The organism is Methylobacterium sp. Leaf113 (assembly GCF_001423325.1).
Taxonomy (GTDB): domain Bacteria; phylum Pseudomonadota; class Alphaproteobacteria; order Rhizobiales; family Beijerinckiaceae; genus Methylobacterium.
Map to the genome: position 1 here is coordinate 68,377 of NZ_LMNJ01000034.1, position 26,697 is coordinate 95,073.

Below are 26,697 nucleotides of genomic sequence, written 5' to 3' on the forward strand. Positions count from 1 at the left end.
CTCTAGATCGATATGGGCACCGACACAACCTGTCCCCATCTGCGCCTCCCTCGAGCCCGGCTGCCCGGGCGTTACGGAAACCCGATGAACGAACGCGTCGCACCGCCGTCCCCGCAGGAGGGCCTGTCGCTCCCGACCACCGCCACGCACGCGCCCCTGCCGGCCGAGCATCCGCCGGTGCGCTGGGGTCGGGTCGGCGTGCTGCTGATGAACCTCGGGACGCCCGAGGGCACGAGCTACTGGCCGATGCGCCGCTACCTCAAGGAATTCCTGTCCGACCGCCGCGTCATCGAAGTGCCGCGCCTGATCTGGTGGCCGCTCCTCAACCTCATCATCCTGACCAAGCGGCCGGGGCCGAAGGGCCGCGACTATGCCAGCGTGTGGAACAACGAGCGCAACGAGGGCCCGCTGAAGACCATCACGCGGGGCCAGGCCGAGCGGCTGCAGGCGGCGATGGGTGATTCGGTGGTGGTCGACTGGGCCATGCGCTACGGCAAGCCGGAGGTGCGCCTGCGCATCCAGGCCCTGCTCGACCAGGGCTGCGATCGCATCCTGCTGGTGCCGCTCTACCCGCAATACGCGGCCGCGACCTCGGCCACCGCCTGCGACCAGGCCTTCAAGGCCCTGATGCAGATGCGCTGGCAGCCCACGGTCCGGGTCTCGGCCCCGTATCACGACGACCCGGTCTACATCGACGCGATGGCGACCTCGATCCGCGAGGGCCTGGCCAAGCTCGATTTCGAGCCCGAGGTGATCCTGACCTCGTTCCACGGGGTGCCGAAGAGCTACCTGCTCAAGGGCGATCCCTACCATTGCCAGTGCGTGAAGACCGGCCGCCTGATCCGCGAGGCCCTGGGCTTCTCGACCGACAAGATGCGCACCACCTTCCAGTCGCGTTTCGGCAACGAGGAATGGCTGCGGCCCTATACCGACGAGACCGTCCAGACCCTCGCCAAGAGCGGCGTCAAGCGTATGGCGATCGTGGCCCCCGGCTTCACCGCCGATTGCCTCGAGACGCTGGAGGAGCTCGACGGCGAGAACCGCCACTATTTCGAGGACAATGGCGGCGAGCAGTTCGCCTACATCCCCTGCCTCAACGACAGCGATCTCGGCATGACGGTGATCGAGACCGTGGTCCGGCGCGAATTGCAGGGCTGGCTCTAGATCGCGCGGCGCCGGGGCCATCGCCAAGCGCCGAGTCGGTTGCTACTAGAGCCCCCGATGAGGCGGCAGGCGACACGATGACCAGACCGGAGGCAGGCGGGGGAACCGCGGGCGAACAATCGCAGGATCACCTGCGCCTGCTCGCCCATTTCCAGGGCGCCGGCTACGGCGTCGTGACGCCGCCGGTGCTGCAGCCGGTGGAGCCGTTCCTGGAACTGTCGGGCGAGGACATCCGCCGACGCATCTTCGTGACCCAGGACGCCTCGGGCAGCGAACTCTGCCTGCGGCCGGAATTCACAATCCCCGTGTGCCGCCACCATCTCGCGCACGTGCCGAAACTCTCGGCACCCACAGGCGCCTCGTCGCCTGCACCCACGGCCCCGCGCAGCGCCGATTACAGCTATCTCGGGCCGGTCTTCCGGCTGGCCGGCGACGAGCCCGACGAGTTCCTCCAGGCCGGCATCGAATCGGTCGGGCGCACCGACACGCCGGCCGCCGATGCCGAGGTGATCGGCCTCGCCCTGGAAGGTCTCGCCCTGCTCGGACGCCCGGACGTCGCCGTCCGCCTCGGTGACATGGGCCTCATCGACGCGCTGCTCGACGCCCTCGCGGTGCCGCCGACCGCCAAGCGCCGCACCCTGCGGGCGCTCGCGGCCGGGCGCTCCCTCGATGCCGTCACCAACGGCCTGCGCACCGAGGACCCGCATGCCGGCCTCCTCGCGGCGATCCAGGGCCAGGACCCCAAGGGCGTGCGCGCCTTCGTGGAGGACGTGCTGTCGATCGCCGGGATCTCGCGGGTCGGCGGCCGCAGCGCCGGCGAGATCGCCGAGCGCTTCCTCGCCAAGGCCGCCGCGCAGGCCAGCGGCGGCTCCGGGCTCAACCCGGAGAACCGGGCCGTGGTCGAGCGCTATCGCGCCATCGAGGGCGACCCCGACACCGCCGCCGCCGCCATGCGCGACCTCGTCCGCGAGGCCGGCCTGGACCATCCCCCGTTGGAGGCGGCGCTGGAGCTGTTCGAGGAGCGCACCGGCTTCATGGCCGCCCGCGGCCTGCCCGTCGCGCGTTTCCGGTTCTCCGGGGGCTTCGCCCGCAACCTCGACTACTACACCGGCTTCATCTTCGAGGGCACGGCGCCCGGTGCGCCGAAGCTGCCGCTCGTCGGCGGCGGCCGCTACGACGGCCTGCTCCAGCATCTCGGAAGCCCCGTGCCGGTCCCCGCCGTCGGCTGCGCCGTCTGGCTCTCGCGGGTCGCCGCGGACGCCGAAACCGTGAAGGAGGCAGCCCGTGGCTGAACCGGATTCCCTCGTCCTCGCGGTTCCCTCCAAGGGCCGGCTGCAGGAGAACGCCGCCGCCTTCTTCGCCCGCGCGGGCCTCAAGCTGGCGCAGAACACCGGCGCCCGCGACTATCGCGGAAAGCTCGTCGGGGTGCCCGGCGTCGAGGTGCGCTACCTCTCGGCCTCCGAGATCGCGGCGCAGCTCGCCAGCGGCGCGGCGCATCTCGGCATCACCGGCGAGGACCTGATCCGCGAGTCGCTGCCCGACGCGCGCGGTCAGGTCGAGCTGCTGACGCCGCTCGGCTTCGGACAGGCCACGGTGGTCGTCGCCGTGCCGCAGGCCTGGATCGATGTCCGCGCCATGAGCGACCTCGACGAGGTCGCCGCCGAGATGCGGGTCCGCCACGGCAAGCGCCTGCGCATCGCCACCAAGTACATCAACCTCACGCGCCGGTTCTTCGCCGAGCACGGGGTCGCGGATTACCGCATCGTCGAGAGCCTGGGCGCTACCGAGGGCGCGCCGGCGGCGGGTTCGGCCGAGATCATCGTCGACATCACCACCACGGGTGCGACGCTGGCCGCCAACGCCCTCAAGATCCTGGAGGACGGGATCATCCTGCGCTCGGAGGCGAACCTCGTCGCCTCCCTCAACGCCCCCTGGGGCGAGCCCCAGCGCCGGGCCCTGCGGGCGGTGCTCGGCCGCATCCAGGCGGAGGAACGGGCCCGCACCACCCGCGAGGTCCGGGCCGCCATGCCGGACGACGGCGACATCGATCTCGCCGGCATCGCCGCTCTGCACGATGCCGAACTGCCCTACGGCGCCCCCGAGGGGCGTGGCGAGATGGTGCTGCACTGCCCCGTCGACGCGGTGTTCGAGCTCGCCGACGCCCTGGTCAAGGCCGGGGCCGGAGCCGTGAACGTGCGCAAGATCGACTACGCGTTCACCCCCGACAACCCGCTGATGGATCGTTTGCTGAGCCGGCTCGGATAGGAATTTCGCCGGCTTTCTTTTCACGCTCGGCGGGTTTGCTCGCCCGCTCGTGCTCGCTACAGCGGCCCCTGCTTGGCGAATTCCGAAAACACCGCCCGCAGGGTCTTGAGCCGGCCTTCATAGGCCTGCTTCAGGCAGGCGACGTCGCCGCCGCAGGTGCGGCGCTCGGTGAGCCAGGTTTCCTGATCCTCGCGCAGCTTGGCATTGCCGCCCATCGGCAGCATGGCCCGCAGGATCTCGAAACGGGTGGCCATCTCCACGTCGAGGTCGTTGAGGGACAGGTGAGCGCAGATCGCCTTCTCGTCGGCGGCCTCGGCCTTGTCGCAGGGAAAGCTGGCGGCCGAGGCCGGGGCCGCTGCCAGCGTGAGGGGCAGGGCGCCGAAGCGCAGGGCCTTGAGGAGAGGGCGGACGGTCGCAATCATGGTGGGCCTCGCGGGGTCGGTGGATCGAGGAATCGTCAGAAACCCAGCAGCCCCCGGGCGCGCAGCCGCGCCAGGAGCGGCAGCAGCGGCAGGCCGAGGATCGTCGAATGGTCGCCGGCGATCGCGGAGAACAGGTGGATGCCGAGGCCTTCGAGCTGATAGCCGCCGACGCTCGACCGGATTGTGTCCGGCCCGGCGCAGTCGACATAGGCGGCGATCTGCGCCGCCGTGAGGGGCCGCATGGTCAGGCGCGCCGTCTCCACGAAGGTTTCGACCACCCCGCCGTCGATGGCCAGCGCCACCGCCGAATGCAGCGCGTGGGTGCGCCCGGCGAGGCGGCCGATCTGCTCGCGCGCGGCGGCCGGGTCCGCCGGCTTGTGAAACAAGGTGCCGTCGCAGGCGAGGACCTGGTCCGCCCCGACGACGACGCGCGATGGCCGGCGCGCAGCGACCGCGCCCGCCTTGGCCTCGGCGAGGCGCCGGGCCAGGTCGTCCGGGGCGAGCCCGGCCGCTTCCGCCTCCACCGCGCGCTCGTCGACGCCGGGGTTTTCCGTCTCGACCGCCAGTCCCGCGCCGCTGAGGAGGCCGCGCCGCGTCGGGCTGGTGGAGGCGAGGAGGAGGGGCAGGGCCCCGCGCCACAGGGAACTCGTCATGCGGGGCAGCCCCTCAGGAGGCGATGAACTTGAGGCGGTGCTCGCGGTGCAGGTCGAGGATGGCCGCGGCCGTCTCCTCAATGGAGCGCCGGGTCACGTCGATGGTCGGCCAGCGATGCTTGGCGCAGAGGCGGCGGCAGGCGGCGATCTCGTCGGCCACCGCGCTGCGGTCGACATAGAGCGAGGAATCGTCGGCTTTCAGGCTGAGGAGCCGGTTCTGGCGGATCTGGACGATGCGTTCCGGGCTGGCGAGCAGCCCGACCAGGAGGGGTTTTCGCGCCGTCTCCAGGGTTTCGGGCAGGGGCATGCCGGGCACCAGGGGGAAGTTCGCGGTCTTCAGCCCGCGATTGGCGAGGTAGATCGCGGTCGGCGTCTTCGAGGTGCGGCTGACCCCGACGAGGATGACGTCGGCCTCGTTGACGTCGAGCGGCAGGTTGCCGTCGTCATGGGCCAGGGTGAAGTTCATCGCGTCGATGCGCTTGAAGTACTCGGCGTTGAGCATGTGCTGCGCGCCGGGCCGGGCCGTCGAATCCGCTCCCAGATAGGATTGCAGCAGCGCATGCACCGGCTGCAGCACCGAGAGGCAGGGCGAGCCGGTCTCGCGGCAGGCCGCCTCCAGCCGCTCGGTCAGGTCGTGGCCGACGAGGGTGTAGAGCACGAGGCCGGGAGCGGCCTCGATCTCGGAGATCACCCGCTCGAGCTGCGGGGCGGAGCGCACCAGCGGATAGACGTGCTCGATGGCCGAGACGCCCTCGTACTGGGCGGCGGCCGCGCGGCCCACGTTGATGAGCGTCTCGCCGGTGGAATCCGACACGAGATGCAGGTGGAAATAACTACGGCTCATCGAAGGGCTGTCTCCTCCGGCCTGAGGTCCAGGATGCATGACGATCACCCGTCATGGTCTTGTCCACCGGGCTCGGTCAGGGGAGTCGATAAGGGTGGATAAGCCGGCTTGCCCGAAGGGTCCAGCGGGGGCCCGGGTCGTGTTATCGACTCCGGCGTCAACACCCGATCACACCGGCGCGATTCCCGCGCGGTTTTGGGAGAATCCGGGACCGAAGCCCGGTCGGGCGCCGCCGGGCAGGGGCAAGGCACTGTAGGCCATCACCTATCCCGAACATTGGACCCAATCCGTTAAAGCCTGATTAACGCCGCGGCCGCGGGGACGCCCTGTGGACGATTTTCCGGTCCCGCCATCCAGCCCTCTAAAAGAAAAAACAGAGTCCTAGAATCTCTCTTTCCTTTTAGAGAGCCGGTGTGGGGATGACGTCCGGAGCGCCCATCAGGCACCCGGACCCAACAAGAGTTTTCGGGAGACACGGGTTTTCGGAAGACGTGTGTTTCCGGAAGAGGCGGGATTTTGGAAGAGGCGGGATTTTGGAGAGGGAGGGCTTTCGGAACAGGAGGTTTTCCGAGCGACACGGTTTCGGGAGGAAGACATTTCGGGAGGAAGACATCCGGCGCTTCGGTGCTACATACCGGCCACACGGGATTGGGACGTCGGGAGATCGGATGAGCCAGGCAGTTGCAGGGAACCGCACGGGACAGGACCGGGCGGTCCTGCGGGTTCTCGCGGGCGAGGCCCTGCCCCGTCCACCCGCCTGGATAATGCGCCAGGCCGGACGCTATCTGCCCGAGTACCGGGAGGTCCGGGCCAGGGCCGGTTCCTTCCTCGACCTCTGCTACAATCCCGACTTCGCCACCGAGGTGACGCTGCAGCCGATCCGGCGCTTCGGCTTCGAGGCCTCGATCCTGTTCTCCGACATCCTGGTGATCCCGGACGCGCTCGGCCAGACCGTGCGCTTCGTGGAGGGGGAAGGGCCGCGCCTCGACCCCATGGCGGGCCGGGCCGAGTTCGAGCGCCTGCGCGAGGCCGGCGATCCGGCGATCTTCGCCCACCTGGAGCCGGTCTTCGAGACGGTGCGGCGCCTGCGCGCGCAACTGCCCCACGAGACCACCCTGCTCGGCTTCTGCGGCGCGCCCTGGACGGTGGCGAGCTACATGATCGGCGGCCGCGGCACGCCGGACCTCGCCCCCTCCCGGGCGCTGGCCCGGCAGGACACCGCCCTGGTCGAGGCCCTGATCGACCGCCTCGTCACGGTGCAGACCGAATACCTCGTGCGTCAGCTCGAAGCCGGGGCCGATGCGGTGCAGATCTTCGAGTCGCATGCGGGCGCGCTGCCCGACGCCCGCGGCGCCGGCGAGATCACCGAGGAGGCCGTCAACGAGGTCGCCGAGAGCGCGCTTCCGGACGCGACCGAGCGCGATGCCCTGACGCGCTGGTCGCTCCAGCCCATCGCCCGGATGATCGCCGGGGTCCGGGCCCGGGTGCCGGGCGCCCGGATCATCGTGTTCGCCCGCGGCTCCGGGCTCGAAGGCCATGCCCGCGTGGTGCCCGAGACCGCCGCCGATGCGGTCGGGGTCGACTGGTCGGTGGATCTCAAGGCGCTTCGCCAGACGGTGCCGGCCAGCACGGTGACGCAGGGCAACATCCATCCGGAAACCCTGATCGAAGGCGGAGCTGCCCTCGACGCGGCGGTGGACGGGGTGCTGGCGGCCACCGAAGGGCTGCCGCACATCTTCAATCTCGGCCACGGCATCACGCCGCAGACGCCGATCGCCCATGTCGAGCGCATGCTCGCCCGATTGCGGGGCTGAGGCCGACGTGGACGGGCTCTACCCCTGGCTCAAGGCCCTGCACCTCGTCGCGCTCATCTCCTGGATGGCGGCGATGCTCTACCTGCCGCGTCTGTTCGTCTACCACGCCGCCCTGGTGCCGGGACCGCATGCGGCGGGCCAGTCCGAGACCTTCAAGGTCATGGAGCGGCGCCTGCTGAAGGCGATCATGACTCCGGCGATGATCGCCACCTGGGTGTTCGGCCTGACCCTCGCCTGGATGAGCGGCTACTATGCGGCCGGCTGGCTTCAGGCGAAGTTCGTGCTGGTGCTGGCCATGAGCGGCGTCCACGGCTGGCTCGCCCGGATGGTCAAGGACTTCGCCGCCGACCGGAACACGCGCGCGCCGAAATTCTACCGCATCCTCAACGAGGTGCCGACGCTGCTGATGATCCTCATCGTGATCCTGGCCGCGGTGAAGCCGAGTTTTTGGTGATCGTGTCGAACGCGGGCGTTTCTCTCGAGGCAGGACGCATTCCCGTCCCCAAACGGGGAGGGGAGGGAGCTGATCCGAGGCGGAGTTGATGGCCGAGCACGCGCACGATCACGATCATCACGGCCATCGCCATTCCCACGGGGGCGGCGGCCATTCGCATGGCGGTGGTGGCCATGTCCACGCGCCGGCCAGCTTCGGGCGCGCCTTCGCCATCGGCATCGCCCTCAACGTCGCCTTCGTGGTCATCGAGGCGATCTACGGCTTCGCCAGCGAGTCGATGGCCCTGGTGGCCGATGCCGGCCACAACCTCTCGGACGTGCTCGGCCTGCTGGTGGCCTGGATCGCCTCGGTGCTGGTGAAGCGCAGCCCGACGCCGCGCTTCACCTACGGCCTGCGCGGCTCCTCGATCCTCGCCGCTTTGTTCAACGCGGTGTTCCTGCTGGTCGCCACCGGTGCCATCGCTTGGGAAGCGGCCGTCCGCCTCCTCGCCCCCGAGCCGCAGCCGGTGGCGGGCCTGACCGTGATGGTGGTGGCCGGCATCGGCATCCTCATCAACGGCCTCACCGCCTGGCTCTTCGCCTCGGGCAAGGGCAGCGACATCAACATCCGCGGCGCCTATCTGCACATGCTGGCCGATGCCGCGGTCTCGGCCGGCGTGGTGGTCACGGGCCTCATCATCGTGCTGACGGGCGCGGCCTGGATCGACCCCCTGGTCAGCCTCGTCATCGCGGGTCTCATCATCTGGGCGACCTGGGGCCTCCTGCGCGACAGCGTGGTGATGTCGCTCTCGGCGGTGCCTCCCGGCATCGATCCGGCGGCGGTGGGCGCCTACCTGCGGGCCCGCGCCGGGGTGACCGACCTGCACGATCTCCACATCTGGCCGATGAGCACCACGGAGATCGCCCTGACGGCGCATCTCGTGATGGGGCCGGGCCACCCGGGCAACGGCTTCCTCATCGCCACCGCCGAAGAGCTGCGGACCCGTTTCGGCATCGGCCACACCACCCTGCAGATCGAGGAGGCGGGCGGCCCCGCCTGCCCGCTGGCCGGAGATTGCACCGTATGATCCGTGCCTTCGTCGTCGGACATCCCATCGCGCATTCGCGCTCGCCGCTGATCCACGGACACTGGCTGCAGGAGCACGGCATCGCCGGGAGCTACGAGCGCATCGACGTGACACCGGAGGTGTTCCCGGCGTTTCTCGCCTCACTGCGGGAGAAGGGCTTTGCCGGCGGCAACGTCACCATCCCGCACAAGGAGGCGGCGTTCCGGCTGGTCGAATCGCTGACGCCGCGTGCCGAAACGATCGGGGCGGTGAACACCCTGTTCTTCGACGGGTCCGAACGGCTCTGCGGCGACAACACCGACGCCCCGGGCTTCGTGGCCCATCTCGACCAGAGCCTCGGCCTCGACTGGACCGGGCGCGGCGGTGGCACCGCCCTGGTGCTCGGGGCCGGGGGCGCCGCCCGCGCCATCGTGGTCGGCCTCCTGGAGCGCGGCCTGGCGCGGGTCCGGGTCGCGAACCGGACGCCGGCCCGGGCCGAGGCCCTGGTCGCCCTCGATCCCGCGCGGGTCGAGGCCGTCGCCTGGTACGACCTGCCGGACGCGATGGCCCGCACCGGGCTCCTGGTGAACACCACCTCGCTCGGCATGGTCGGGCGCCCGCCCCTCGACCTCGATCTCCTGCCCCTGCCCGAGGATGCGGCGGTGGCCGACATCGTCTACGCGCCCCTGGAGACGCCGCTGCTGGCGGCCGCGCGGGCACGCGGGCTTCCCGCCGTCGACGGCCTCGGCATGCTGCTGCATCAGGCGGTGCCGGGCTTCGCCCGCTGGTTCCGGGTGACCCCGCGCGTGACACCGGCCTTGCGCGCCCGGATCGTGGCGGATCTCGCCCCCGCATGAGCATCCCGGGCATGAGCATTCTGGGCATGAGCATCCCGGGAAGCAGCGTCCCCGGAACTCGCCCGGTCGTCCTCGGGCTCACCGGCTCGATCGGCATGGGCAAGTCCGCCACCGCGGCGATGTTCGCGCGGCACGGGGTACCCGTGCATGACGCCGACGCCGCCGTGCACGCCCTCTACGGCGCCGACGGCGCGGCGGCCCCCGCCATCGGCGAAGCCTTTCCCGGCACCCTGGCGCCGGACGGCTCCGTCGACCGGACGCGGCTGCGCGAGGCCGTCATCGGCGCGCCCGAGCGCCTCGCCGCCCTCGAAGCGCTGGTCCACCCCCTGGCGCAGGCGGCGGCCCGCGCCTTCCTCGCCCGCCACGCCGGGGCGCCCCTGGTGCTCCTCGACATTCCGCTCCTGTTCGAGACCGGGGCGGCGGCGCGCTGCGACCGCGTCCTGGTCGTCACCGCCCCGCCCGAGGTGCAGCGCGCCCGGGTGCTCGCCCGGCCCGGGATGGATGCCGCGACCTTCGAGGCGATCCGCGCCAAGCAATGGCCCGACGCCGAGAAGCGGGCGCGCGCCGACTTCGTCCTCGACACCAGCCTCGGCTTCGCGCACGCGGAGGCCGAGGTGGCGGCCCTCATCCGGCAATTGACCGGGAGCGCCGGACCGTCCGCGCCTTGACGCGATCTTAGGACGGCGCATGGTCCGGTCGCCCGGACCCACCCTCAGGATTCTTCGATGCTGCGCGAGATCGTTCTCGACACCGAGACCACCGGAACGGATGCGAAGAACGGCGACCGCCTGATCGAGATCGGCTGCGTCGAGCTCATCAATCACGTGCAGACCGGCAAGGTCTTCCACAAACTCGTGAATCCGACCCGGCCGGTGTCCCAGGGCGCCTTCGGGGTGCATGGCATCTCCGACGCCATGCTCGCCGACAAGCCGCTCTTTGCCGACATCGTCGACGAATTTCGCGACTTCTGCGGCGATTCCCCCCTGGTGATCCACAACGCGCCCTTCGATGTCGGCTTCCTCAACATGGAATATGCCCGGCTCGGGGCGGTGGCACCCCCGCCCATCGACCTCGCCGACGTGGTCGACACCCTGCAGATCGCCCGCCGCAAGCATACGGGGGCCGCCAACAGCCTCGACGCCCTGTGCGCGCGCTACGGCATCGACACCACGCGGCGGACCAAGCACGGCGCGCTCCTCGACGCGCAGATCCTGGCGGAGGTCTATGTCGAGCTGCTCGGCGGCAAGCAGACCAGCCTGGGCCTCGCCATGACGGAAGTCGAGGAGGTGGTCATCATCGGGGACGGCGGCGAGGTCGTGCCGGTCGGTCCGCGCCAGCTGCGCCATCGGCTCACGGAGGCCGAGCGGACGCGGCACGCGGCCTTCATCGCGACGCTGGGCGGCGGTGGTGCCGTCTGGCGCGACTATCTCGGCGACGAAGAGACCGCCTGAGGGCACCGAGCGAACCGGTACGACCCGAGGGGGTCACACGGGAGCGGGGCGACGCCGCATTGCTGCGACGCACGAGACCGCATATTGCGCCGCAGCAAAGACCCCCCCATATACCATCCAGCTGGATGGTGACGGGACGGTACGATGCTCGATCTTGAGGACAAACCCAGGGCGCCGATCCGGGTCGGCGACACCGAGAAGATCACGATCAATCTCGGCTACGTCGATCTTGGCCATATCGACCTTCTCGTATCCGAGAGCGTCTACGCCAATCGGAGCGATTTCATCCGCACCGCCGTGCGCAACCAGATCGCCCGCCACGGCGACGTCACCCGGCAATCCGTGGCCCGGAAGGGCGTCGAACTCGGCCTGCGCCGCTACGACCGGGCCGAACTCGAAGCGGCGCGCGCCAGCGGCATCCGCCTCGATATCCGGGTGCTCGGACTCGCCAGCATCGCCCCCGACGTCACGCCGGAACTTGCCCGCGACGCCATCGCGTCGATCGAGGTCATGGGCAGCCTTCAGGCGAGCCCGGCCGTCAAGGCGGCCCTCGCCGACCGCCTGCGCTGACACTTCCGTTCTGATGCGTTTCCCGATCTCGCAGCGTTCGACTCACGGTCGAACCGGAAAGCGAACCCCATGACCGAATCTTCAAACCGGATGCAGGACCGCCTCGCCGACATGATGGAGGCGACCCGCCTCACGGCCGCCGGCCGGCTGCAGGATGCGACGGATCTGCTCCAGCGTGGTTTCGCCGGCGGTGCGTCGGCTGCCCGGCCTCCGGCCGAGATGGGCGCCGCGGTGAGCGATCCCCGCACCATCGATCTCGTCGCCGCACATGTTGAAACCGGCCCGGCTCCGGCCGGTGCCGGCCCAGCACCCGAGCCGAACGGGGCGCGCGCCCGGCCGACTGCCGCCGCCCCGGAGGAGCCCGGCCGCGCCGCAATCCTCCCCGCGATCCTGCCCGAGACGCTGCGCAAGGTCGTGGAGACGGTGACCCGGAGCATCGCCCCGGTGATCGGCGGGCTCGGACGGACCGGCCAGGGAGCGGCCAGCGCCGGCCTGGGTCAATTCGCAGCCGGCCTCGGCGGCAGCCTGAAACACGGTTTGGGCAATGGCTTGAGCGGTGGTCTGGGCAACGGATCCGGAACCGGCTTCAACCAGGCCCGGGCGCCCCTCACCGAGGGTGGCACCTTCACCGAGCACAGCTTCGCCAATGCGGCCGGGGCGCGGGACTACAAGCTGTTCGTTCCCAGCGACGCCCGCCCGAACCTGCCCCTGGTGGTGATGCTGCACGGCTGTACCCAGTCGCCCGACGACTTCGCCGCCGGCACCGGCATGAACGCGCTGGCCGAGACGGAAGGCTTCCTCGTCGCCTACCCGGCCCAGACCGGGCGCGCCAACGGCCAGCGCTGCTGGAACTGGTTCCAGCCCGTCGACCAGGGCCGGGATTCGGGCGAGGCCGGGATCATCGCCGGTCTGACCCGCGCCATCATCGCCGAGCACCGCATCGATCCGGCCCGCGTCTACATCGCCGGCCTGTCGGCGGGGGGCGCGGCGGCGGTGAACATCGCCCGGGTCTATCCCGACCTCTACGCGGCGGTGGGCATCCATTCCGGCCTCGCGGCCGGCTGCGCCCGCGACGTCTCGACGGCCCTGACCGTGATGCGGCTCGGTCCCGTGGCGTCGGCCGATGGCGCGACCACCGAGGTGCGGGTGCCCACCATCGTGTTCCACGGTGAGAGCGACGGCACGGTCAACCCGCGCAACGGCGAGCAGGCCCTGGCCCAGGCCGGCATCGACGGCCTGACGCCGGAGGCCACCGAGGCGACGAGCCCGGGCGGATTGCCCTACACCCGCACCCGCTACGCCGATGCGGCCGGACGGGTCGCGGTGGAGGGCTGGATCGTGCGCGGCCTCGGCCATGCCTGGTCGGGCGGAGACGCGGCCGGAAGCTACACCGACCCGCGCGGTCCCGACGCCTCACGGGCGATGCTCGACTTCTTCCGGGCCAGCCCCCTGGCGGCGCGAACCTGAGGCCTCACCCGACGGGCACGTTGTCGATGAGGCGCGTGCGGCCGAGATAGGCCGCTGCCAGCACCCGGGCCGGCCGGGTCGCGTGGCTCACGGGCGCCAGCGTCTCGGCGTCCCGGACCTCGAGATACTGCACCGGATCGAAGCCGGCCGCCGCCAGCGCGGCCCGGCCCCGCTCCACCAGGATATCGGCACTGGTCCCGGCCGCCAGCCCCGCGGCGATGTCGGACAGGACGGCCTGGAGGCGCGGCGCCCGCGCCCGCTCGTCGGGGGTGAGATAGCGGTTGCGCGAGGACAGGGCGAGGCCGTCCGCCTCGCGCAGGGTCGGCACCCCCTGGATCTCCACGGGCAGGTCGAGGTCGTGTACGGCGCGGCGGATCACCAGGAGCTGCTGGTAGTCCTTCTCGCCGAACAGCGCGCAGTCGGGCTGGACCTGGTTGAGAAGCTTGGCCACCACCGTGGCGACGCCGGAGAAGTGCCCCGGTCGGTAGGCCCCGCACAGGCCCTCGGTGAGCCCGTCGACCTCGATCCGGGTCGAGAAATGCTCGGGGTACATGCCGGACACCTCCGGCAGATAGGCGGCGTCGACCCCGGCCTCGGCCAGCAGGGACAGGTCGGCCTCGGTGTCGCGCGGGTAGCGCGAAAAATCCTCGTTCGGGCCGAACTGGGTCGGATTGACGAAGATGCTGGCCACGACGCGCTGCCCCAGGCTCCGGGCCCGCGCCATCAGGGCGAGGTGTCCAGCATGAAGCGCCCCCATGGTCGGCACCAGCACCACCCGCTCGCCGGCCCGGCGCCAGGCAGCGACCTCGGCGCGCAAGGGGACGACGGCCGTGAACCGGAGCAGGGCGGTGGAATCGGACATCGGCAGGTCGTCCTCGGCAAATTTTCGGTACGGTCGCGATGCGAACGTCGCGTTTCGCGCGAGACCTAATCGCACCGTCGCCGGGATGCCAGCCGCCTCAGGGACAATAGGGCCGCAGCGGCCGTCCGTAGGGATCGTCGATGCCGAGCGGCGGGGTGAAGCCGTAATAGCTCGGCTTGCCGAGCCCATAGGCTGAGCCGACATAGCTCGGATCGCCGGGGGCATCGGTGGGGATGGGAACCCGCCGGGGGATGCAGCCGGCCAGGCGCCGGCGCGGCACCGGTCCGCGGTGAACCACGCCACCGTCCTCCTCGGCTCGCGGGAAGTAGCGCGGCAGGCCCTCGGGCTCCGCCGGGGCGCCGTCCAACGCGCGGCCCGGGGTCGGATAGGCGAGGCCGCCGAAATCCGCCGCCCCGGCGGGGATCGGCGCCAGTCCGGCCAGGAGCACGAGCACCGGCCCGCCCCGTCTGATCGCCACAGAGCCACGCCGCATCGGGTCCCCCTCGCGCGAGACGACCTTTCCTCGCGGGACGACCTTGGCAGGCGGGCGTGAACCGACCGTTAACCATAGGCGGTCGCGATGACCCGGCCGATCGCCGCGTGGGCTGCGTCGCGCGCCTCGGCCGACGCCGTAGAGCCCGTCAGGTACAGCGCGGCGATCAGGGGCGGCCGGGCCGGTGGGCGCAGGATCGCCACCACGTTGGCGGTGCCGTAGGCGCCGCTGCCGGTCTTGTCGCCGACGCTCCAATCGCCCGGAAGCCCAGCCCGCAGCCGCTTCGTGCCGGTGCGGGCCGCTGTCATCCAGCCCTCGAGCCGGGCGCGACTGCCGGGCGTGAGCGCGTCGCCGAGGAGGATTGTCCGGACGGTCGCCGCCATCGCGGCCGGCCGGGTGGTGTCGCGCGGATCGCCGGGCTCCGCGCTGTTCAGGTCGGGCTCGGTGCGGTCGAGCCGGGTCACGGAATCGCCGAGGCTCCGGCAATAGGCCGTGAGGGCGGCGGGACCGCCGAGCGCCCCGAGCAGCAGGTTGGCGGCGGTGTTGTCGCTCCATACCATCGCGGCCGCGCACAGCGCCGCGACGGACATCGCCCCGGCTTCCGGCCCGCCCTCCTTGAGCGCCCCGCCCGTGATCGGGGCGTACACGTCGAGATCGGCCGCCGTGTAGGCGATCCGGCGGTCGAGCTGGTCCTGGCCGGCCTCGACCCGGGCCAGGATCGCGGCGGCGAGCAGCAGCTTGAAGGTGCTGCAGAGGGGGAACGCCGCATCGGCCGCAAGCTGCAGCGAAGGGCCGCCCCCCGTATCGAGGACGGTGATGCCGACCCGCCCGCCGAGGTCGCGCGCGATCTGTTCGAAAGCCGCGCCGGCCTCGACGAAGCGGTCCGGCGAGGCCTGAACCGAGCCCGACAGGACCGGCACGACCATAACCGGCAGGACCGCGCCAGCGCGCAGGATCGTGCGCCGGGTGAGCGTCATGGGGTTGCCGAGCGCGCCGGCGGCGCTGCGGCCGAGGGTGCCTTGCAACCGTCGAGGGCGGCGAGGCGCGGTCGCGTCTCCGCCAACGCCGGTGCCACCGTCACGGGCCTGGCCAGGGCATGGGCGAGGGCGGGCAAGTCGAGGGCAGGCAAGTCGAGGGCAGGCAAGTCGAGGGCCGCCGCCGGACCCTGGCCGTAGAGGCTGTCGTCCAGCGCCGCGAGCCCGGCCGCGATCTCCGGCTGCGTCTGCCAGGCGCGGGCCAGGTCGGGCCGCCCCGACAGGACGGGGTCGAGCACGGCGCGAAAGGCCCGCGCGTCCCTGGCCGAGGCGGCCCGCCTCAGGGCGCGCCGCGTTCGGGCGTCGAGACGGCGGCGGCGGACGTCGCGGCCGGTTCCGACGCCGATCAGGGCGAGGCCGAGCCCGAAGGCGCCGAGGGCGGCCGTCACCACCAGGAGGGGGGAGGCCGGCACGATCGGCTTGGCCTCGTCGTCGCGGTCGGGCAGGCCGCCGCCGATCTGGCGGGCCGGGATCTCGGCCTCGCGCAGGGTCCGGGACACCGTGTCGAACCACGGGATCACGATCGCGTCGAGGGGGATGACCTCATCGATGGCGGGGCGCACGTCCCACTGGTAGGTGGCGCGCGCCACCGGGCCGGACGGGGTGATGAGGGTCTCGCGGGTGACCGGTCCGGCGAAGGTGAGGATGCCGCGCGTGCGCATCACAGGCCGGGGCGGCAGCCCCTCGGCGACCAGGCCCTGCGCCTCCAGGGTGACGATGCGGCGGGTGGTCTCGCCGAGCTTCACCGTCTCGGGATCGGGGCTCCAGGAATCCGTGATCGTCACGTCCTTGGCCGGCAGCCACCACGGCTCCTTGGCGTCGGGGCCGCCCACCGGCTTGGTCCAGGTGGCGACGGGCAGGTTCACCGGAGCCGAGGGCACGTCGACCACGACGCGCTTGCCGCCCTCGTTGACGGTGAGGCGGTGGATGAAGGGATCGATGGTGAAGTCGCCCGGATGGTGCGGGAAGATCGCCACCACCCGGTCAAAGGCGATCGCCACCTGTCCGTCGGGCAGGCGGGTCTTCGACCAGGCGTCGCGGCCGAGCTGGGTCCAGCTGAAATTGGCGAGCGACGGCTGGATCACCTCTTCGAGCAGGATCGCCTGGCGATAGACGCCGTGGATGCGCAGCAGCACCATCTCCCGCGAGAACGGATCGGCGTTGCCGTTGCGTTCCGGGGTGACCGTGAGAGTGAGATCGCCGGGACTGATTTCGGCTCGGAGGGGAACGGGCGCGAGGAGGAAGGCCGTGAGGCAGGCAGCGACGATGCTGCGCCGGTGCAAGAATCCTGGCGGCTCGCCGTCATCCCGGGGCCGTGCGGCGGATGGCTCGGAACGATCGCTCACCATGGATTGCTCCCACCCGGCACGGCGGTGCCGGCCTCGATGCGGACCGCCTGCTCGGCCTTCAGGCGCAGCTTGAGATAGCGCCCCGGATCGTCCGGCAGGGTCTGGAGCCAGAGGCGGTCGGGCCGGATCTCGTGGGCTTCGAAGCTCTTGGTCACCCGGCGCACCTCCCGCTCGGGGGCGGCCGCGACCATGGCCGAGCCGGCGCCGGTGCGGCCGCGTCCGGCCGCGTCGCTGGCCGAGCCCCGGGCCTCGCCCTTGCCGGAATCCACCGAGACCTGCTCGGCCTTGCCGCGGCGGGCGACCTTGCTGTTGCCGGGGGTCGAGGAGGTGGTGCCGCCCTCCTTGTTGCCGGCGAGGCCTTCGCCGCTGGAGGTGGCCTGGGTGTCGTCGTTGGGGTCCTGGTTCGAGGTCTTGTTGTAGCGCGCGCCCACCGTGGCGGTGGCATTGGCCACGCCCCCGCCCTTGCCGGGATCGCCGGCGCCCTCGTCGACCAGGCGGGCGATCAGCGAGCGGTTGGCCTGGGCGTCGGCATCGCGCGGATTGTATTGAAGCGCGGCGTCGTAGGCGTCGAGAGCGCCCTGCAGGTCACCGGATCTCGCGAGCGCATTGCCGAGGTTGTAGGCGTTGCGGCGGCCGCCGCTGCGGAACAGCGCAGCGGCCTCGTCGTAGCGGCCGGCCTGGTAGAGGGCCGGGCCGCGCCAGGCCGGATCGTCGAGCACCCAGGCGGCGGCGCCGGGCAGTCCGGCGCCCATCAGGGTGCGGCCGAGGTTGGTGCGCGGCTGGGTGCTGGCGGTGAGGGCGAGGATGCCGGCGCCCGCGAGCCCGAGGCCGGCGAGGCGGGCCCACCGGGTCCAGTCCCGGGGCGGCGCGGGCAGGGCGGATAACAAACCGATCGCCATCAGGCGCTCCTCATCAGGCGGCCCTCCGGAACAGGACGAGGGCCGGCAGCAGCGCCAGCAGCACGAGCCAGCGCCCGAGATCGGCGAAGGCCAGCACGGTGTAGCCGCCGGCGGCGAGGTGCTGCGCCGTGCTGACGCCGACTGCATCGAGCACGGGGGCGGGCTGGTCGAGGACGGCGAAGCGCCCGGCGCCCGCATCGGCGAGGCGTTCGAGAGCGCCCCGGTCGGGTTTCGGCGAGCCTGTCGGCAGGCCGGGTCCGGCGGGCACGAACACACCGTGCAGGTGCCAGCCCTTCGCCCGGATTGCGGTCGCCTCCCGCAGGGCGGCGTCGCCGATGCCGTCGCCATCGGTGACCAGGACCACGTCGCCCGCGATCACGCCGGCCTCCTCCAGGGTGCGGCGGGCCAGCGCCAGCCCGCGCTCGGGATGGGTGCCCCGGTCGGGCACGGTGTCGCCGTCGAGGGCGAACAGGGTCGAGGACAGGGCGTCGCGGTCGGTGGTCGGCGGGGCGGCGAGGTAGCTGTCTCCGGCATAGACCACCACGGCGACGCTGCGGGTCCCGGCCGCCTCGGCCACGCCCTGGGCGATCTGGCGCACATCCTTGAGGTGCCCGCCCTCCGCGATGGAGCGCGACAGGTCGACCACCACCACGGTGGCGTCGAGGTTGCGGAAGGTGGCGGCGTCCGGGCGCTCGACGGCGGGGCCGGTCAGCGCCAGGGCGATCAGACCGGCCGCGAGGGCTGCGGCGAGGTTCGCCTGCCGGCGTCCGCCCAGCACCGCGCCGCGCTTGGCGAGGAGCGCCATCAGGGCGGGATCGACGGCCCGGGTCCAGTCGCCGAGCGGCGCCGAGCGCCAGGCGGCGCGCAGCGCCAGGGCGGCGACGAAGGGGATCGCCACGAGCCACCAGGGGCGCAGGACCGCGATGGTGTCGAGGACGCTCATGCGGTCCGCCGCGACGCGAGGAGGCCGGCCGCCGCCAGGAAGGCGAGGGCGGCGGGCCAGGGCCAGAGGTCTTTGCGCAGGGGAACCGGCGGGGCCTTGGCGCGACCGCCCTCGATCTGATCGATCGCCTCCGCCATGGCCATGAGATCGTCGGTGGTTTTCACGCGAAACATCCGGCCGCCGGTGAGGTCGGCGATGTCCCGCAGGGTTTCGGTGTCGACCACGTCCTGCTCGCCGTCGGCATTCGAGAGGTCGCGGGGGCCGAGCGCGATGGTGTGGACCCGGATGCCGAGTTCCTTGGCGAGGCCGGCGACGTCGCGGGGGGTGGTCTGGCCGGCATTGTTGGCGCCGTCCGTCATCAGGATCACCACTTTGGCGGTGGCCTGCGGCGCGCCCTCAGCCTGCGGCACGCCCCCGGCCTCGGCCCCCGTCGGGCTCAGGCGCTTCAGGGCGAGGCCGAGGCCGTCGCCGATGCCGGTGGAGCGGCCGACGAGGCCGATGGTCGCCTCGTCCAGGGCACGGGCGACCGTGGCGGTGTCGAAGCTCGGGCTGGCGGCGACGTAGGATTCGTTGGCGAAGATGACGAGACCGATGCGGTCGCCGGCCCGGCGGCGGATGAAGTCGGTGCCGACGCGCTTAACCGCGGCGAGCCGGGTCACGGTCTGGCCGTCGAGGGCGAAGTCGCGCCGCTCCATCGAGCCGGAGAGGTCCATCGCCAGCATGATCTCGCGGCCCGAGGCCGGAAGGGCGGTGGCCGGCAGGACGAGGCGGGGGCCGGCCAGGGCGACCACGAGGGCGCTCCACAGGGTCCAGATCAGGACGGCGCGACCCCGACCGCGCGCCGCGATGCTCTCGCCCCGCGCGGCCTCGGCCACCAGGGAGGCCGGCACCCGCAGGGCGCCGCTCGATCCCACCCGCTCGGCCGGCATCAACCGCGCGGCCAGCAGCGGCAGGGGCAGCAGCAGCAGGGCATAGGGACTCGCGAGGTCGAAGGCGGAGGCGAGGGCGGTGAGCCCTTGTGGCAAAAGTCCCGTCATCATGGCTCAGGCCCCGATCCGGGCGAACAGGCGGGCCAGTTCGGCATCCACCGGCCCGGGCTCGGGCGCGCCGCGCTGGTAGAGCCCATCGGCGAAGATGCGGCCGGCGCCGGCGCTGAAGAAGGTCGTGGCGAAGAGGCGGTCGAGGGTGGCGGCCCAGGCGGCCCCCTGCGCGTCCGCCGCCGCATCGCCCTGGAGCGTCCGGGCGAGGCGGCGAAGCAATTGGGCCTGGGCCACGCGGCGGCTCTCCGGCGGCAGGGCATTGGCGGCGGCGAGTTCGCGCAAGGCGGCCCGCCGCACCGAACCGCGCCGCCGGGCGCGCAACCAGCGCAGCAGGCCGAAGGCGAGGGCGGCCGTGAACCCGAGCGCGATGGCGAGCATCACGGCGCCCTGCGCGGCCCCGGTTTCGGCGGGCAGGTGCAGGCCGCGCAACTGGTCGAGGCTCGGAGCGGCGTCGGAGTTCACGCGGTGATCCCCTGATTCACGTGAAACACGTCAGAGCACCGCATCAAGGCGCTCCATCAGCGGGGCGTAGGCTTCGGGGCCGGCTTCCACGTCGAGGCGCAGGCCCTCGATGCCGCGCCGGGCATAGGCGACGAGGCGCGCATCCGCGCTCGGCGGCGCGTCGGCGCTCTTCCGTGCCGTGTCGGCCCGGCTCGCCTGGACGGTGCCGCGCCGGCCGTCCGGCGTGGCGAAGGGGTAGAAGCCGGGCGGGCGGGCGCGCTCGAAGGCATCGCTGACCAGGACGAGGCGAATCGATAGGCGTTCGGCCATGATGGTCAGGAGATGGTCGAAATCGGCGCCCGGCGTATCGAGGGCGCTGCCGATGACGAGGTGGCCACCCGAGGGCAGCAGGCTCTGGGCGAGGGTGAGCGCCGCCGCCAGGGGCGGATCCGCGCCGCCGGCCTCCGACAGGGCACGGGCATGGGCCAGCGCCAGGGCGCCGGTGATCGCCGTCATGGCCCGCTCGCCGCCGGCCGGGCGCACCACCAAGGGCTCGCCGGCCCCCACGGCCACGAGGCCGATGCGGCCGCCGTCGCCGACGATGCGCCAGCCGAGCAGCACCAGGGCCTCGGCCGCCGCCACCGAGCGGAGCGCCCGCCTGGTGCCGAATAGCATCGAGGGCCGGAGATCGACGAGGAGCACCACGGCGCGGTCGCGCTCGTCGTGGTGGGTGCGCACGTGCAGGATGCCGGTGCGGGCGGTGGCGTTGCGATCGATGTGGCGGCGGTCGTCGCCCTCGGACCACAGGCGCACGTCGTCCGGCTCCGAGCCGCGCCCGCGCCGCCGGGTCACGATCCCGCCGGGCAGGCCCGCGAGGGTCCGGGTGGCCGGGCCGGTGCCGCGCCGGGCGAGGTGGCGCAGGCCCATCAGCGCCTCGCCGGAGAGGTGGATGCCCGGCGCCAGCAGCGGGTCGGTGTCCGACAGGGCGGCGGGGGCCGGGCTCGGGACAGACATCGTCGCGCTCAGAGCGCCCGCACCCGCTGGATGAGGCCGCGGATGATGCCCCGCGCCGTCTGGCCCTCGGCCGCGGCGCGCCAGGTCAGGCCGATGCGGTGCGCCAGCGCGTCGGCGGCCAGATCCGCCACATCCTCCGGGATGACGTGGTCACGGCCGCGCAGATAGGCCCGCGCCTTGCCGGCGAGCATCAGCGCCAGCGTGCCGCGCGGCGAGGCCGGATGCTCGATGGCGGCGCGCAGGTCCGGGGCCGCCGCATCGGTGCGGGTGCCGGCGACCAGGCGCACGAGGTAGTCCTTGAGCGCCGGGGAGACGTAGACGTTGAGGGCGGCCTCGCGGGCGGCCCGGATCTCCGCCACCGAGAGCCGCACCGGCATGGCTTCGGCGTGGTGGTTCAATTCGCCCTCGACGAGATCGAGGATGCGGCGCTCGGCGGCCTCGTCCGGCATCTCCACCAGGACGTGGAGGAGGAAGCGGTCGAGCTGCGCCTCGGGCAGGGGAAAGGTACCCGCGTGCTCGATCGGGTTCTGGGTCGCCACCACCATGAACGGGTCGGGCAGGGCGTGGGTGTGGCCCGAGACCGTGATCTGCCCCTCCGCCATCGCCTCGAGCAGGGCCGATTGCACCTTCGGGGGGGCGCGGTTCACCTCGTCGACGAGGACGAGAGAGTGGAACAGGGGGCCGGGCAGGAATTCGAAATCGCCGGCATCCTGGCGCCACACCGTGGTGCCGGTGAGATCGGCCGGCATCAGGTCGGGAGTGCACTGAATGCGGGCGAAGCTGCCGTCGAGCCCGTCCGACAGGCGTTTGACCGCGCGGGTCTTGGCAAGGCCGGGGGCGCCCTCGATGAGGAGATGACCGCCGGTGAGGAGGCCGATCAGCAGGCGCTCCACCATCGCGTCGGCGCCGATGAGCCCGTGCAGCAGGCCGTCGCGCAGGGCGAGGATGCGCCCGCGCAGGGCGGCATCCACGGGCGGAGCGCCGGACGCCGGACGCTCGGCGAGGATCGCGCCGCTCATGCGGACAACGCCGCTGGTGCGAGCAGGCTCGCGTCGATCGGACGAATCGCCCGGATCGTCTGGGGGGCAGGAACGGTGGGCCGATCCATGCGCGTCTCCTCGGTGGCTTTTTTGGATGCGAATTCTTGAGCGATCCGCAGTCTTCGGGTGTGCCCGCTGCGCGGGGCGGGCGTCAATCCCGCGCCGACCTCCACGAGGCCGCAGGCTTGCGCTGGGGTTGCCCGTTCGAACACCCCGTTTCGAGCACGATCCGGACCGGAGCCTCGCCCGCCCAGACTTGCCTGCCCAGACTTGCCCGCGGGGATTCGCCCGCCCGGGCTGGATCAGAGCTTCTTCGACATCGGGGCCATGCCGTGGCCGGCCATGCCTTCGCAGCAGCAGGCGGCCTTCTTGGCCCGGGACGGTTTCATGCCGCCCGCACGCAGATCCATCTTGTTGCTCTTGCCGCACATCATGCCGGCGCCGCCGCCGCAGCAACCCGCAGCCTGGGCGGGGACGAAGCTGGCGAGCGCGAGGCCGGCGGCCAGAACGAACGGAGTCAGACAGGTCGGCATCGAATAGGTCGGCATCGGCGAAAATCCTGTTGGTCAGCAGTGAAGCGGTGGATGGAACCGGAGAACCGCCTGCTTCTAACAGAATCGTCACCGGCCGTGACTGCGAACCGTTGGCTCGGGGCGCGCGTTCCCCCGGCCCCTGCCGGAGGCGCCGCCCGTGACCACGGATCTGTTCCCCACCTTCGCGTCCCGTTGGATCGACATCCCGGCCGGGCGCTTCTTCGCACGGGTCGGCGGGCCGGAGGAGGCGCCGCCGGTGCTGCTGCTCCACGGCTTTCCGCAGAGCCACGCCTGCTGGCATCGGATCGCCCCGGCGCTCGCCGAGCGCCGCCGCGTCATCTGCCTCGACCTCAAGGGCTACGGCTGGTCTAGCGCGCCCGAGGGCGATCCGCGTCACGAGGCCTACGCCAAGCGCACCCTCGGGGCCGAAATGGTGGCCGTGATGGAAGCGCTCGGCTACGTCCACTTCGCCCTCGTGGGGCACGACCGGGGCGCCCGCATCGGCTACCGTCTCGCCCTCGACGAACCCGGCCGGATTGCCCGGTTGGCGCTCCTCGACATCCTGCCGACGCTGGTCCAGTGGGAGCGGATCGAGGCCGACCCCCCCAAACCCTCGCCGCGCACATCCTCGCACTGGCAGTTTCTGGCCGAGCCGGCACCGGGCCCCGAGCAGGCCATCGGCCGGGATGCGAATGCCTATTTCGAGGGGCTCCTGCGGGATTGGAGCGGGGACACATCCCTGCGGGCCTTCGCGCCCGCCGCCCTGCACCTCTACCGGCAGGCCTGGGGCGTGCCCGAGCGCATTCACGCCTTCTGCGAGGATTACCGGGCGGGAGCCACCCGTGACCGCGAGGCCGACCTCGCCGATCTCGCGGCCGGACGGCATCTGGCCTGCCCGACCCTGATCCTCACCGGCGACGGCTATCTCGATCGCAGCACCGAGACGCCGCTCGCCGCCTGGCAGCGGACCTTCGCGCCGAAGGCCGTCGCGACCGAGATCGCCTCCGGCCACTTCCTGGCCGAGGAGAACCCCGCCGCGACCCTGGCCGCCCTCCAGACCTTCCTGGACTGAGGGCGCACGGGCGTGATGTCCGGCGACTAAGTGCCGGCCGATCAAGTGTCCAGCGGAACGAGGTCGGCGATCCGAAGTCGTCATAACGGCTCGAACCTCATCCCCAAATGTTCCGTCCTCGACCCGGCGCGAGATGAGCGGAAACCCTCGGCAACATGGCAGGATAAGGAACCGGAAAAAATCACGCTGCGTGACTGAGCAAGGTCTGAATGCTTCGGAGGTACAACCAAGCGGACGCATAAGATTCATCAAATGCATCGAATTTCGGTTTCGTTAACGCTTGTTTCAGCGAATTATCACAGAACCGTGAGAGGAGCGCCGCGTCACCGAGAGGCCGATCATGGTCCCGCGACGGCGTCATCCACGGGGGTTGCGATGCGCGCGTTCAACGATCTCAAGCTGATGGCAAAGCTCGCCATTCCCAGCTTGGTCCTCATCCTGGTGGCGGTGGGCCTGGTGGCCCTGGCGCGCTCCAGCCTGGCGACGTTGGACCAGAACACGACGCAGATCATCGAGGTGCGCGCCACGCGGCTCTTCCTGGCCCAGAAACTGGCCCTGGCCATCGACGAAGCGGTGATTGCGGAGAAGAACGCCATCATCGAGACCGACGAGACCCTGATGAAGACGGAGTTCGGCCACTATCAGGCGAACCAGAAAACCGCTTCCGAGACCCTCGAGCGCCTGATCGCCCTGGCCGACACGCCGGAGCGCCGGACCATCCTCACGGGAGTTCGAACCGACCTCCAGAGCTTCTTCACCGCCGCCGAGCGCTCGGTCACCCTGGGGCTCCGCAACGAGAACGAGGCCGCCGCCCGCATCTCGAAGCAGGAGGTTCGGCCGGCCCGGATCAAGCTCACCGAGAGCGTGGCGACGCGCGTCGCCTCCAACCTGCGCGATCTCGATGCCGCCAAGCAGGACGCGACCGAGACGGCGCAGAGCGCCACCCGCACCCTCATCCTCACCGCCACCATCGGCCTCGGCATCGCGGTCGGCCTGCTGGCCCTCATCACGCTCTACGGCGTCACCCGCCCGCTCGCCGGCATGACGGCGGCGATGGAACGCCTGGCGGCCGGAGACCACGCGGTGGCGGTGGCGGGCCTCGAACGGCGGGACGAGGTCGGCCTCCTCGCCCGGTCGCTCCAGGTGTTCAAGGACAATGCCGTGGAGGCCCGGCGTCTCGCGGCCGCGCAGGCGGCGGAGGACGAGGCCAAGATGCGCCGGGCCCAGCGCCTCGACGCCCTCACCCAGGCCTTCGAGCGCAACGTCTCGACCCTGACCCAGGGGCTGGCGGGCGCCGCCACCGAGATGGAGGCCACCGCGCAATCCATGAGCAGCGTCGCCGGCCAGACCAACCAGCAGACCGTGATCGTCGCCGGCGCCGCCGAGGAGACCTCCGCCAACGTCCAGACCGTGGCCGCCGCCAGCGAGGAGATGTCGGCCTCGGTGCAGGAGATCGTGCAGCAGGTGAGCCTGTCGGCGCGCATCGCCAGTCAGGCGGTGGAGAACGCCCAGCGCACCGACGCGACCGTGCGGCGGCTGGCCGGCACCACGGAGCGGATCGGCGCCTTCGTCGACGTGATCTCCAGCATCGCGGCCCAGACCAACCTGCTGGCGCTGAACGCCACCATCGAGGCGGCGCGGGCCGGCGAGGCCGGGCGCGGCTTCGCGGTGGTCGCCTCCGAGGTGAAGGAACTGGCCGGCCAGACCGCCAAGGCCACGGGGGAGATCGGCGAGCGCATCACAGAGATCCGCAGTGCGACCCATGAGGCGGTGGCCGACATCGAGACGATCAGCCGGATCATCGCCGAGATGTCGACCTATGCCGGCTCCATCGCCGCCGCCATGGAGGAGCAGGGGGCCGCGACCCAGGAGATCACCCGCAACGTCCAGGAGGCGGCGCGCGGCACCGAGGAGGTGACCGTCAACATCGCGGGCGTGCGCGACGGGGCCGGCCAGACCGGTGCGGCCGCCTCCCAGGTGCTCAGCGCCGCCCAGGAACTGGCGCGGCACTCGGAGAGCCTGACCCGCGAGGTCGGCGGCTTCCTGGCCGATGTGAAGGCGGCCTGACGGCACCTCCAGGGCGTCACCCCTCTCCGGAGGCGGCGTACATCTCCAGGGTTGACGCCCTTGGCGGTTGGCGGGAAGGAGAACCCATCCTTCAGACGGATGCGCGGCCCCGCCCGGAGGCGGGACGGGGCCGCGCCCGCCGCCCGCACGAGAGCGAACCCGCGCATGACGACCTCCTTCCTGCCGATCGACCGCGCCGTGATCGCCCGCGAGGCGGCCAAGATGCTGCTCGAGATCAAGGCGGTGCATTTCTACCAGGACACGCCCTTCACCTTCACGTCGGGCTGGGCGAGCCCGGTCTACATCGACTGCCGCAAGATCATCTCGTATCCGCGCCTGCGCTCGACGCTGAACGATTTCGCCGCCGCCACCATCGTGCGCGACATCGGCTACGAGTCGATCACCCACGTGGCCGGCGGCGAGACCGCCGGCATCCCGTTCGCGGCCTGGATCTCCGACCGGCTGATGCTGCCGATGCAGTACGTGCGCAAGAAGGCCAAGGGTTTCGGCCGCAACGCCCAGATCGAGGGCGAGGTGGTGGAGGGCGCCCGGACCCTGCTGGTGGAGGATCTGGCCACCGACGGGCGCAGCAAGGCGCTATTCTGCAAGGCCCTGCGCGACGCGGGCGCCCAGGTCGACCACTGCTTCGTGATGTTCTTCTACGACATCTTCCCCAACAGCCGGCAGGCGATGGCCGATCTCGGCATCCAGCTGCACTACCTCACCACCTGGTGGGACGTGCTGGCGGTGGCCAAGGAGAGCGGCCACTTCGACCCGAAGGTGCTGGCCGAGGTCGAGAGCTTCCTGCACGAGCCGGCCAAGTGGTCGGCGGCGCATGGGGGCATCTCGGACTATCCGCAGGCGTGATCCGCCGGCCGGATCGCCTTGTCATGGTGCCGTCACG

At 71.6% G+C, this 26,697-nt stretch carries 28 protein-coding genes; 14 read left to right on the plus strand and 14 right to left on the minus strand.

The genetic code is table 11. The features are described from left to right. The first annotated feature begins 84 nt into the window (after positions 1–84). The 3 genes from hemH to hisG all read left to right on the plus strand — a co-directional run bounded on the left by hemH (position 85) and on the right by hisG (position 3,429). The gene (gene hemH / locus ASF60_RS16930) at positions 85–1,164 is read left to right on the plus strand and encodes a ferrochelatase (protein ID WP_056187510.1); all 1,080 of its coding nucleotides are present in this window, start codon (positions 85–87) and stop codon (positions 1,162–1,164) included. Between the two features lie 77 nt (positions 1,165–1,241). Continuing rightward, positions 1,242–2,456 carry an ATP phosphoribosyltransferase regulatory subunit gene (locus ASF60_RS16935; protein ID WP_056187522.1) on the plus strand — a complete coding sequence of 405 codons (1,215 nt, stop codon included), beginning with the start codon at positions 1,242–1,244 and terminating at the stop codon, positions 2,454–2,456. Continuing rightward, positions 2,449–3,429 (plus strand): ATP phosphoribosyltransferase, encoded by a 981-nt coding sequence (gene hisG, locus ASF60_RS16940; RefSeq protein WP_056187525.1) that lies wholly within the window; start codon positions 2,449–2,451, stop codon positions 3,427–3,429. Before ASF60_RS16935 ends, hisG begins: the two co-directional genes overlap by 8 nt. Before the next feature lie 56 nt (positions 3,430–3,485). Here the strand turns inward: hisG and ASF60_RS16945 are convergent, their stop codons facing one another. The 3 genes from ASF60_RS16945 to ASF60_RS16955 are packed head-to-tail and all read right to left on the minus strand — an operon-like array spanning position 3,486 to position 5,348. Then, complete coding sequence (locus ASF60_RS16945; RefSeq protein WP_056187528.1) at positions 3,486–3,851, minus strand: lysozyme inhibitor LprI family protein; 366 nt, start codon at positions 3,849–3,851, stop codon at positions 3,486–3,488. A 35-nt stretch (positions 3,852–3,886) separates the two neighbouring features. Continuing rightward, positions 3,887–4,504, minus strand: a complete 618-nt coding sequence (locus ASF60_RS16950; protein ID WP_056187531.1) for a Maf family protein — start codon at positions 4,502–4,504, stop codon at positions 3,887–3,889. A 13-nt stretch (positions 4,505–4,517) separates the two neighbouring features. After that, positions 4,518–5,348 (minus strand): pyruvate, water dikinase regulatory protein, encoded by an 831-nt coding sequence (locus ASF60_RS16955; RefSeq protein WP_056187538.1) that lies wholly within the window; start codon positions 5,346–5,348, stop codon positions 4,518–4,520. Between the two features lie 668 nt (positions 5,349–6,016). Between ASF60_RS16955 and ASF60_RS16960 the strand changes: the two genes are divergently transcribed. From ASF60_RS16960 to ASF60_RS16995, 8 genes are all read left to right on the plus strand, one after another. Then, the gene (locus tag ASF60_RS16960) at positions 6,017–7,162 is read left to right on the plus strand and encodes a uroporphyrinogen decarboxylase (protein WP_056187541.1); all 1,146 of its coding nucleotides are present in this window, start codon (positions 6,017–6,019) and stop codon (positions 7,160–7,162) included. Then, positions 7,128–7,616: a protoporphyrinogen oxidase HemJ gene (gene hemJ / locus ASF60_RS16965; protein WP_056187544.1), complete on the plus strand. Its 489-nt coding sequence runs from the start codon at positions 7,128–7,130 to the stop codon at positions 7,614–7,616. Before ASF60_RS16960 ends, hemJ begins: the two co-directional genes overlap by 35 nt. 88 nt (positions 7,617–7,704) lie before the next feature. Further along, the gene (locus tag ASF60_RS16970; protein WP_082508023.1) at positions 7,705–8,682 is read left to right on the plus strand and encodes a cation diffusion facilitator family transporter; all 978 of its coding nucleotides are present in this window, start codon (positions 7,705–7,707) and stop codon (positions 8,680–8,682) included. After that, the gene (locus ASF60_RS16975) at positions 8,679–9,518 is read left to right on the plus strand and encodes a shikimate dehydrogenase (RefSeq protein ID WP_056187551.1); all 840 of its coding nucleotides are present in this window, start codon (positions 8,679–8,681) and stop codon (positions 9,516–9,518) included. The genes ASF60_RS16970 and ASF60_RS16975 overlap by 4 nt, the downstream gene beginning before the upstream one ends. 26 nt (positions 9,519–9,544) lie before the next feature. After that, positions 9,545–10,186, plus strand: coding sequence for a dephospho-CoA kinase (gene coaE, locus ASF60_RS16980; RefSeq protein WP_056188021.1), 642 nt, complete (start codon positions 9,545–9,547; stop codon positions 10,184–10,186). A 57-nt stretch (positions 10,187–10,243) separates the two neighbouring features. Further along, positions 10,244–10,969 carry a DNA polymerase III subunit epsilon gene (gene dnaQ, locus ASF60_RS16985; RefSeq protein WP_056187554.1) on the plus strand — a complete coding sequence of 242 codons (726 nt, stop codon included), beginning with the start codon at positions 10,244–10,246 and terminating at the stop codon, positions 10,967–10,969. A 144-nt stretch (positions 10,970–11,113) separates the two neighbouring features. Beyond that, the gene (locus tag ASF60_RS16990; RefSeq protein ID WP_056187558.1) at positions 11,114–11,539 is read left to right on the plus strand and encodes a hypothetical protein; all 426 of its coding nucleotides are present in this window, start codon (positions 11,114–11,116) and stop codon (positions 11,537–11,539) included. Between the two features lie 69 nt (positions 11,540–11,608). Next, positions 11,609–13,006 carry an extracellular catalytic domain type 1 short-chain-length polyhydroxyalkanoate depolymerase gene (locus tag ASF60_RS16995; RefSeq protein WP_056187561.1) on the plus strand — a complete coding sequence of 466 codons (1,398 nt, stop codon included), beginning with the start codon at positions 11,609–11,611 and terminating at the stop codon, positions 13,004–13,006. A 4-nt stretch (positions 13,007–13,010) separates the two neighbouring features. On the opposite strand, the gene panC is transcribed toward ASF60_RS16995, so the two are convergent. The 11 genes from panC to ASF60_RS17050 all read right to left on the minus strand — a co-directional run bounded on the left by panC (position 13,011) and on the right by ASF60_RS17050 (position 22,669). After that, complete coding sequence (gene panC / locus ASF60_RS17000) at positions 13,011–13,868, minus strand: pantoate--beta-alanine ligase (protein ID WP_056187564.1); 858 nt, start codon at positions 13,866–13,868, stop codon at positions 13,011–13,013. Positions 13,869–13,965: 97 nt separating this feature from the next. Next, a complete protein-coding gene (locus ASF60_RS17005) occupies positions 13,966–14,361 on the minus strand; it encodes a hypothetical protein (RefSeq protein WP_056187567.1) in 396 nt (131 codons plus the stop codon). Between the two features lie 68 nt (positions 14,362–14,429). Beyond that, positions 14,430–15,338, minus strand: a complete 909-nt coding sequence (gene bla / locus ASF60_RS17010; protein WP_056188023.1) for a class A beta-lactamase — start codon at positions 15,336–15,338, stop codon at positions 14,430–14,432. Beyond that, a complete protein-coding gene (locus ASF60_RS17015) occupies positions 15,335–16,744 on the minus strand; it encodes a BatD family protein (RefSeq protein ID WP_082508024.1) in 1,410 nt (469 codons plus the stop codon). Before ASF60_RS17015 ends, bla begins: the two co-directional genes overlap by 4 nt. Next, entirely contained in the window at positions 16,738–17,643 is a 906-nt protein-coding gene (locus ASF60_RS17020) for a tetratricopeptide repeat protein (RefSeq protein WP_056187570.1), read from the minus strand. The genes ASF60_RS17015 and ASF60_RS17020 overlap by 7 nt, the downstream gene beginning before the upstream one ends. A gap of 13 nt (positions 17,644–17,656) precedes the next feature. Beyond that, the gene (locus ASF60_RS17025; RefSeq protein ID WP_056187573.1) at positions 17,657–18,586 is read right to left on the minus strand and encodes a vWA domain-containing protein; all 930 of its coding nucleotides are present in this window, start codon (positions 18,584–18,586) and stop codon (positions 17,657–17,659) included. Further along, complete coding sequence (locus tag ASF60_RS17030; protein ID WP_156634235.1) at positions 18,583–19,623, minus strand: VWA domain-containing protein; 1,041 nt, start codon at positions 19,621–19,623, stop codon at positions 18,583–18,585. The genes ASF60_RS17025 and ASF60_RS17030 overlap by 4 nt, the downstream gene beginning before the upstream one ends. Positions 19,624–19,629: 6 nt before the next feature. Beyond that, positions 19,630–20,088 carry a DUF4381 family protein gene (locus tag ASF60_RS17035; RefSeq protein ID WP_056187577.1) on the minus strand — a complete coding sequence of 153 codons (459 nt, stop codon included), beginning with the start codon at positions 20,086–20,088 and terminating at the stop codon, positions 19,630–19,632. A gap of 30 nt (positions 20,089–20,118) precedes the next feature. Continuing rightward, positions 20,119–21,081, minus strand: coding sequence for a DUF58 domain-containing protein (locus ASF60_RS17040; protein WP_056187581.1), 963 nt, complete (start codon positions 21,079–21,081; stop codon positions 20,119–20,121). Positions 21,082–21,089: 8 nt separating this feature from the next. Further along, positions 21,090–22,100, minus strand: a complete 1,011-nt coding sequence (locus ASF60_RS17045) for an AAA family ATPase (RefSeq protein WP_056187584.1) — start codon at positions 22,098–22,100, stop codon at positions 21,090–21,092. Between the two features lie 323 nt (positions 22,101–22,423). After that, the gene (locus tag ASF60_RS17050; protein WP_056187587.1) at positions 22,424–22,669 is read right to left on the minus strand and encodes a hypothetical protein; all 246 of its coding nucleotides are present in this window, start codon (positions 22,667–22,669) and stop codon (positions 22,424–22,426) included. A 142-nt stretch (positions 22,670–22,811) separates the two neighbouring features. Here ASF60_RS17050 and ASF60_RS17055 point away from each other — a divergent pair, with 142 nt between their 5' ends. The 3 genes from ASF60_RS17055 (at position 22,812) to ASF60_RS17065 (ending at position 26,660) form a co-directional block, all read left to right on the plus strand. Then, complete coding sequence (locus ASF60_RS17055) at positions 22,812–23,726, plus strand: alpha/beta fold hydrolase (RefSeq protein WP_056187590.1); 915 nt, start codon at positions 22,812–22,814, stop codon at positions 23,724–23,726. Between the two features lie 375 nt (positions 23,727–24,101). Then, complete coding sequence (locus ASF60_RS17060; protein ID WP_056187593.1) at positions 24,102–25,793, plus strand: methyl-accepting chemotaxis protein; 1,692 nt, start codon at positions 24,102–24,104, stop codon at positions 25,791–25,793. Between the two features lie 165 nt (positions 25,794–25,958). Then, entirely contained in the window at positions 25,959–26,660 is a 702-nt protein-coding gene (locus tag ASF60_RS17065) for an orotate phosphoribosyltransferase (protein WP_056187596.1), read from the plus strand. Positions 26,661–26,697: the final 37 nt, after the last annotated feature.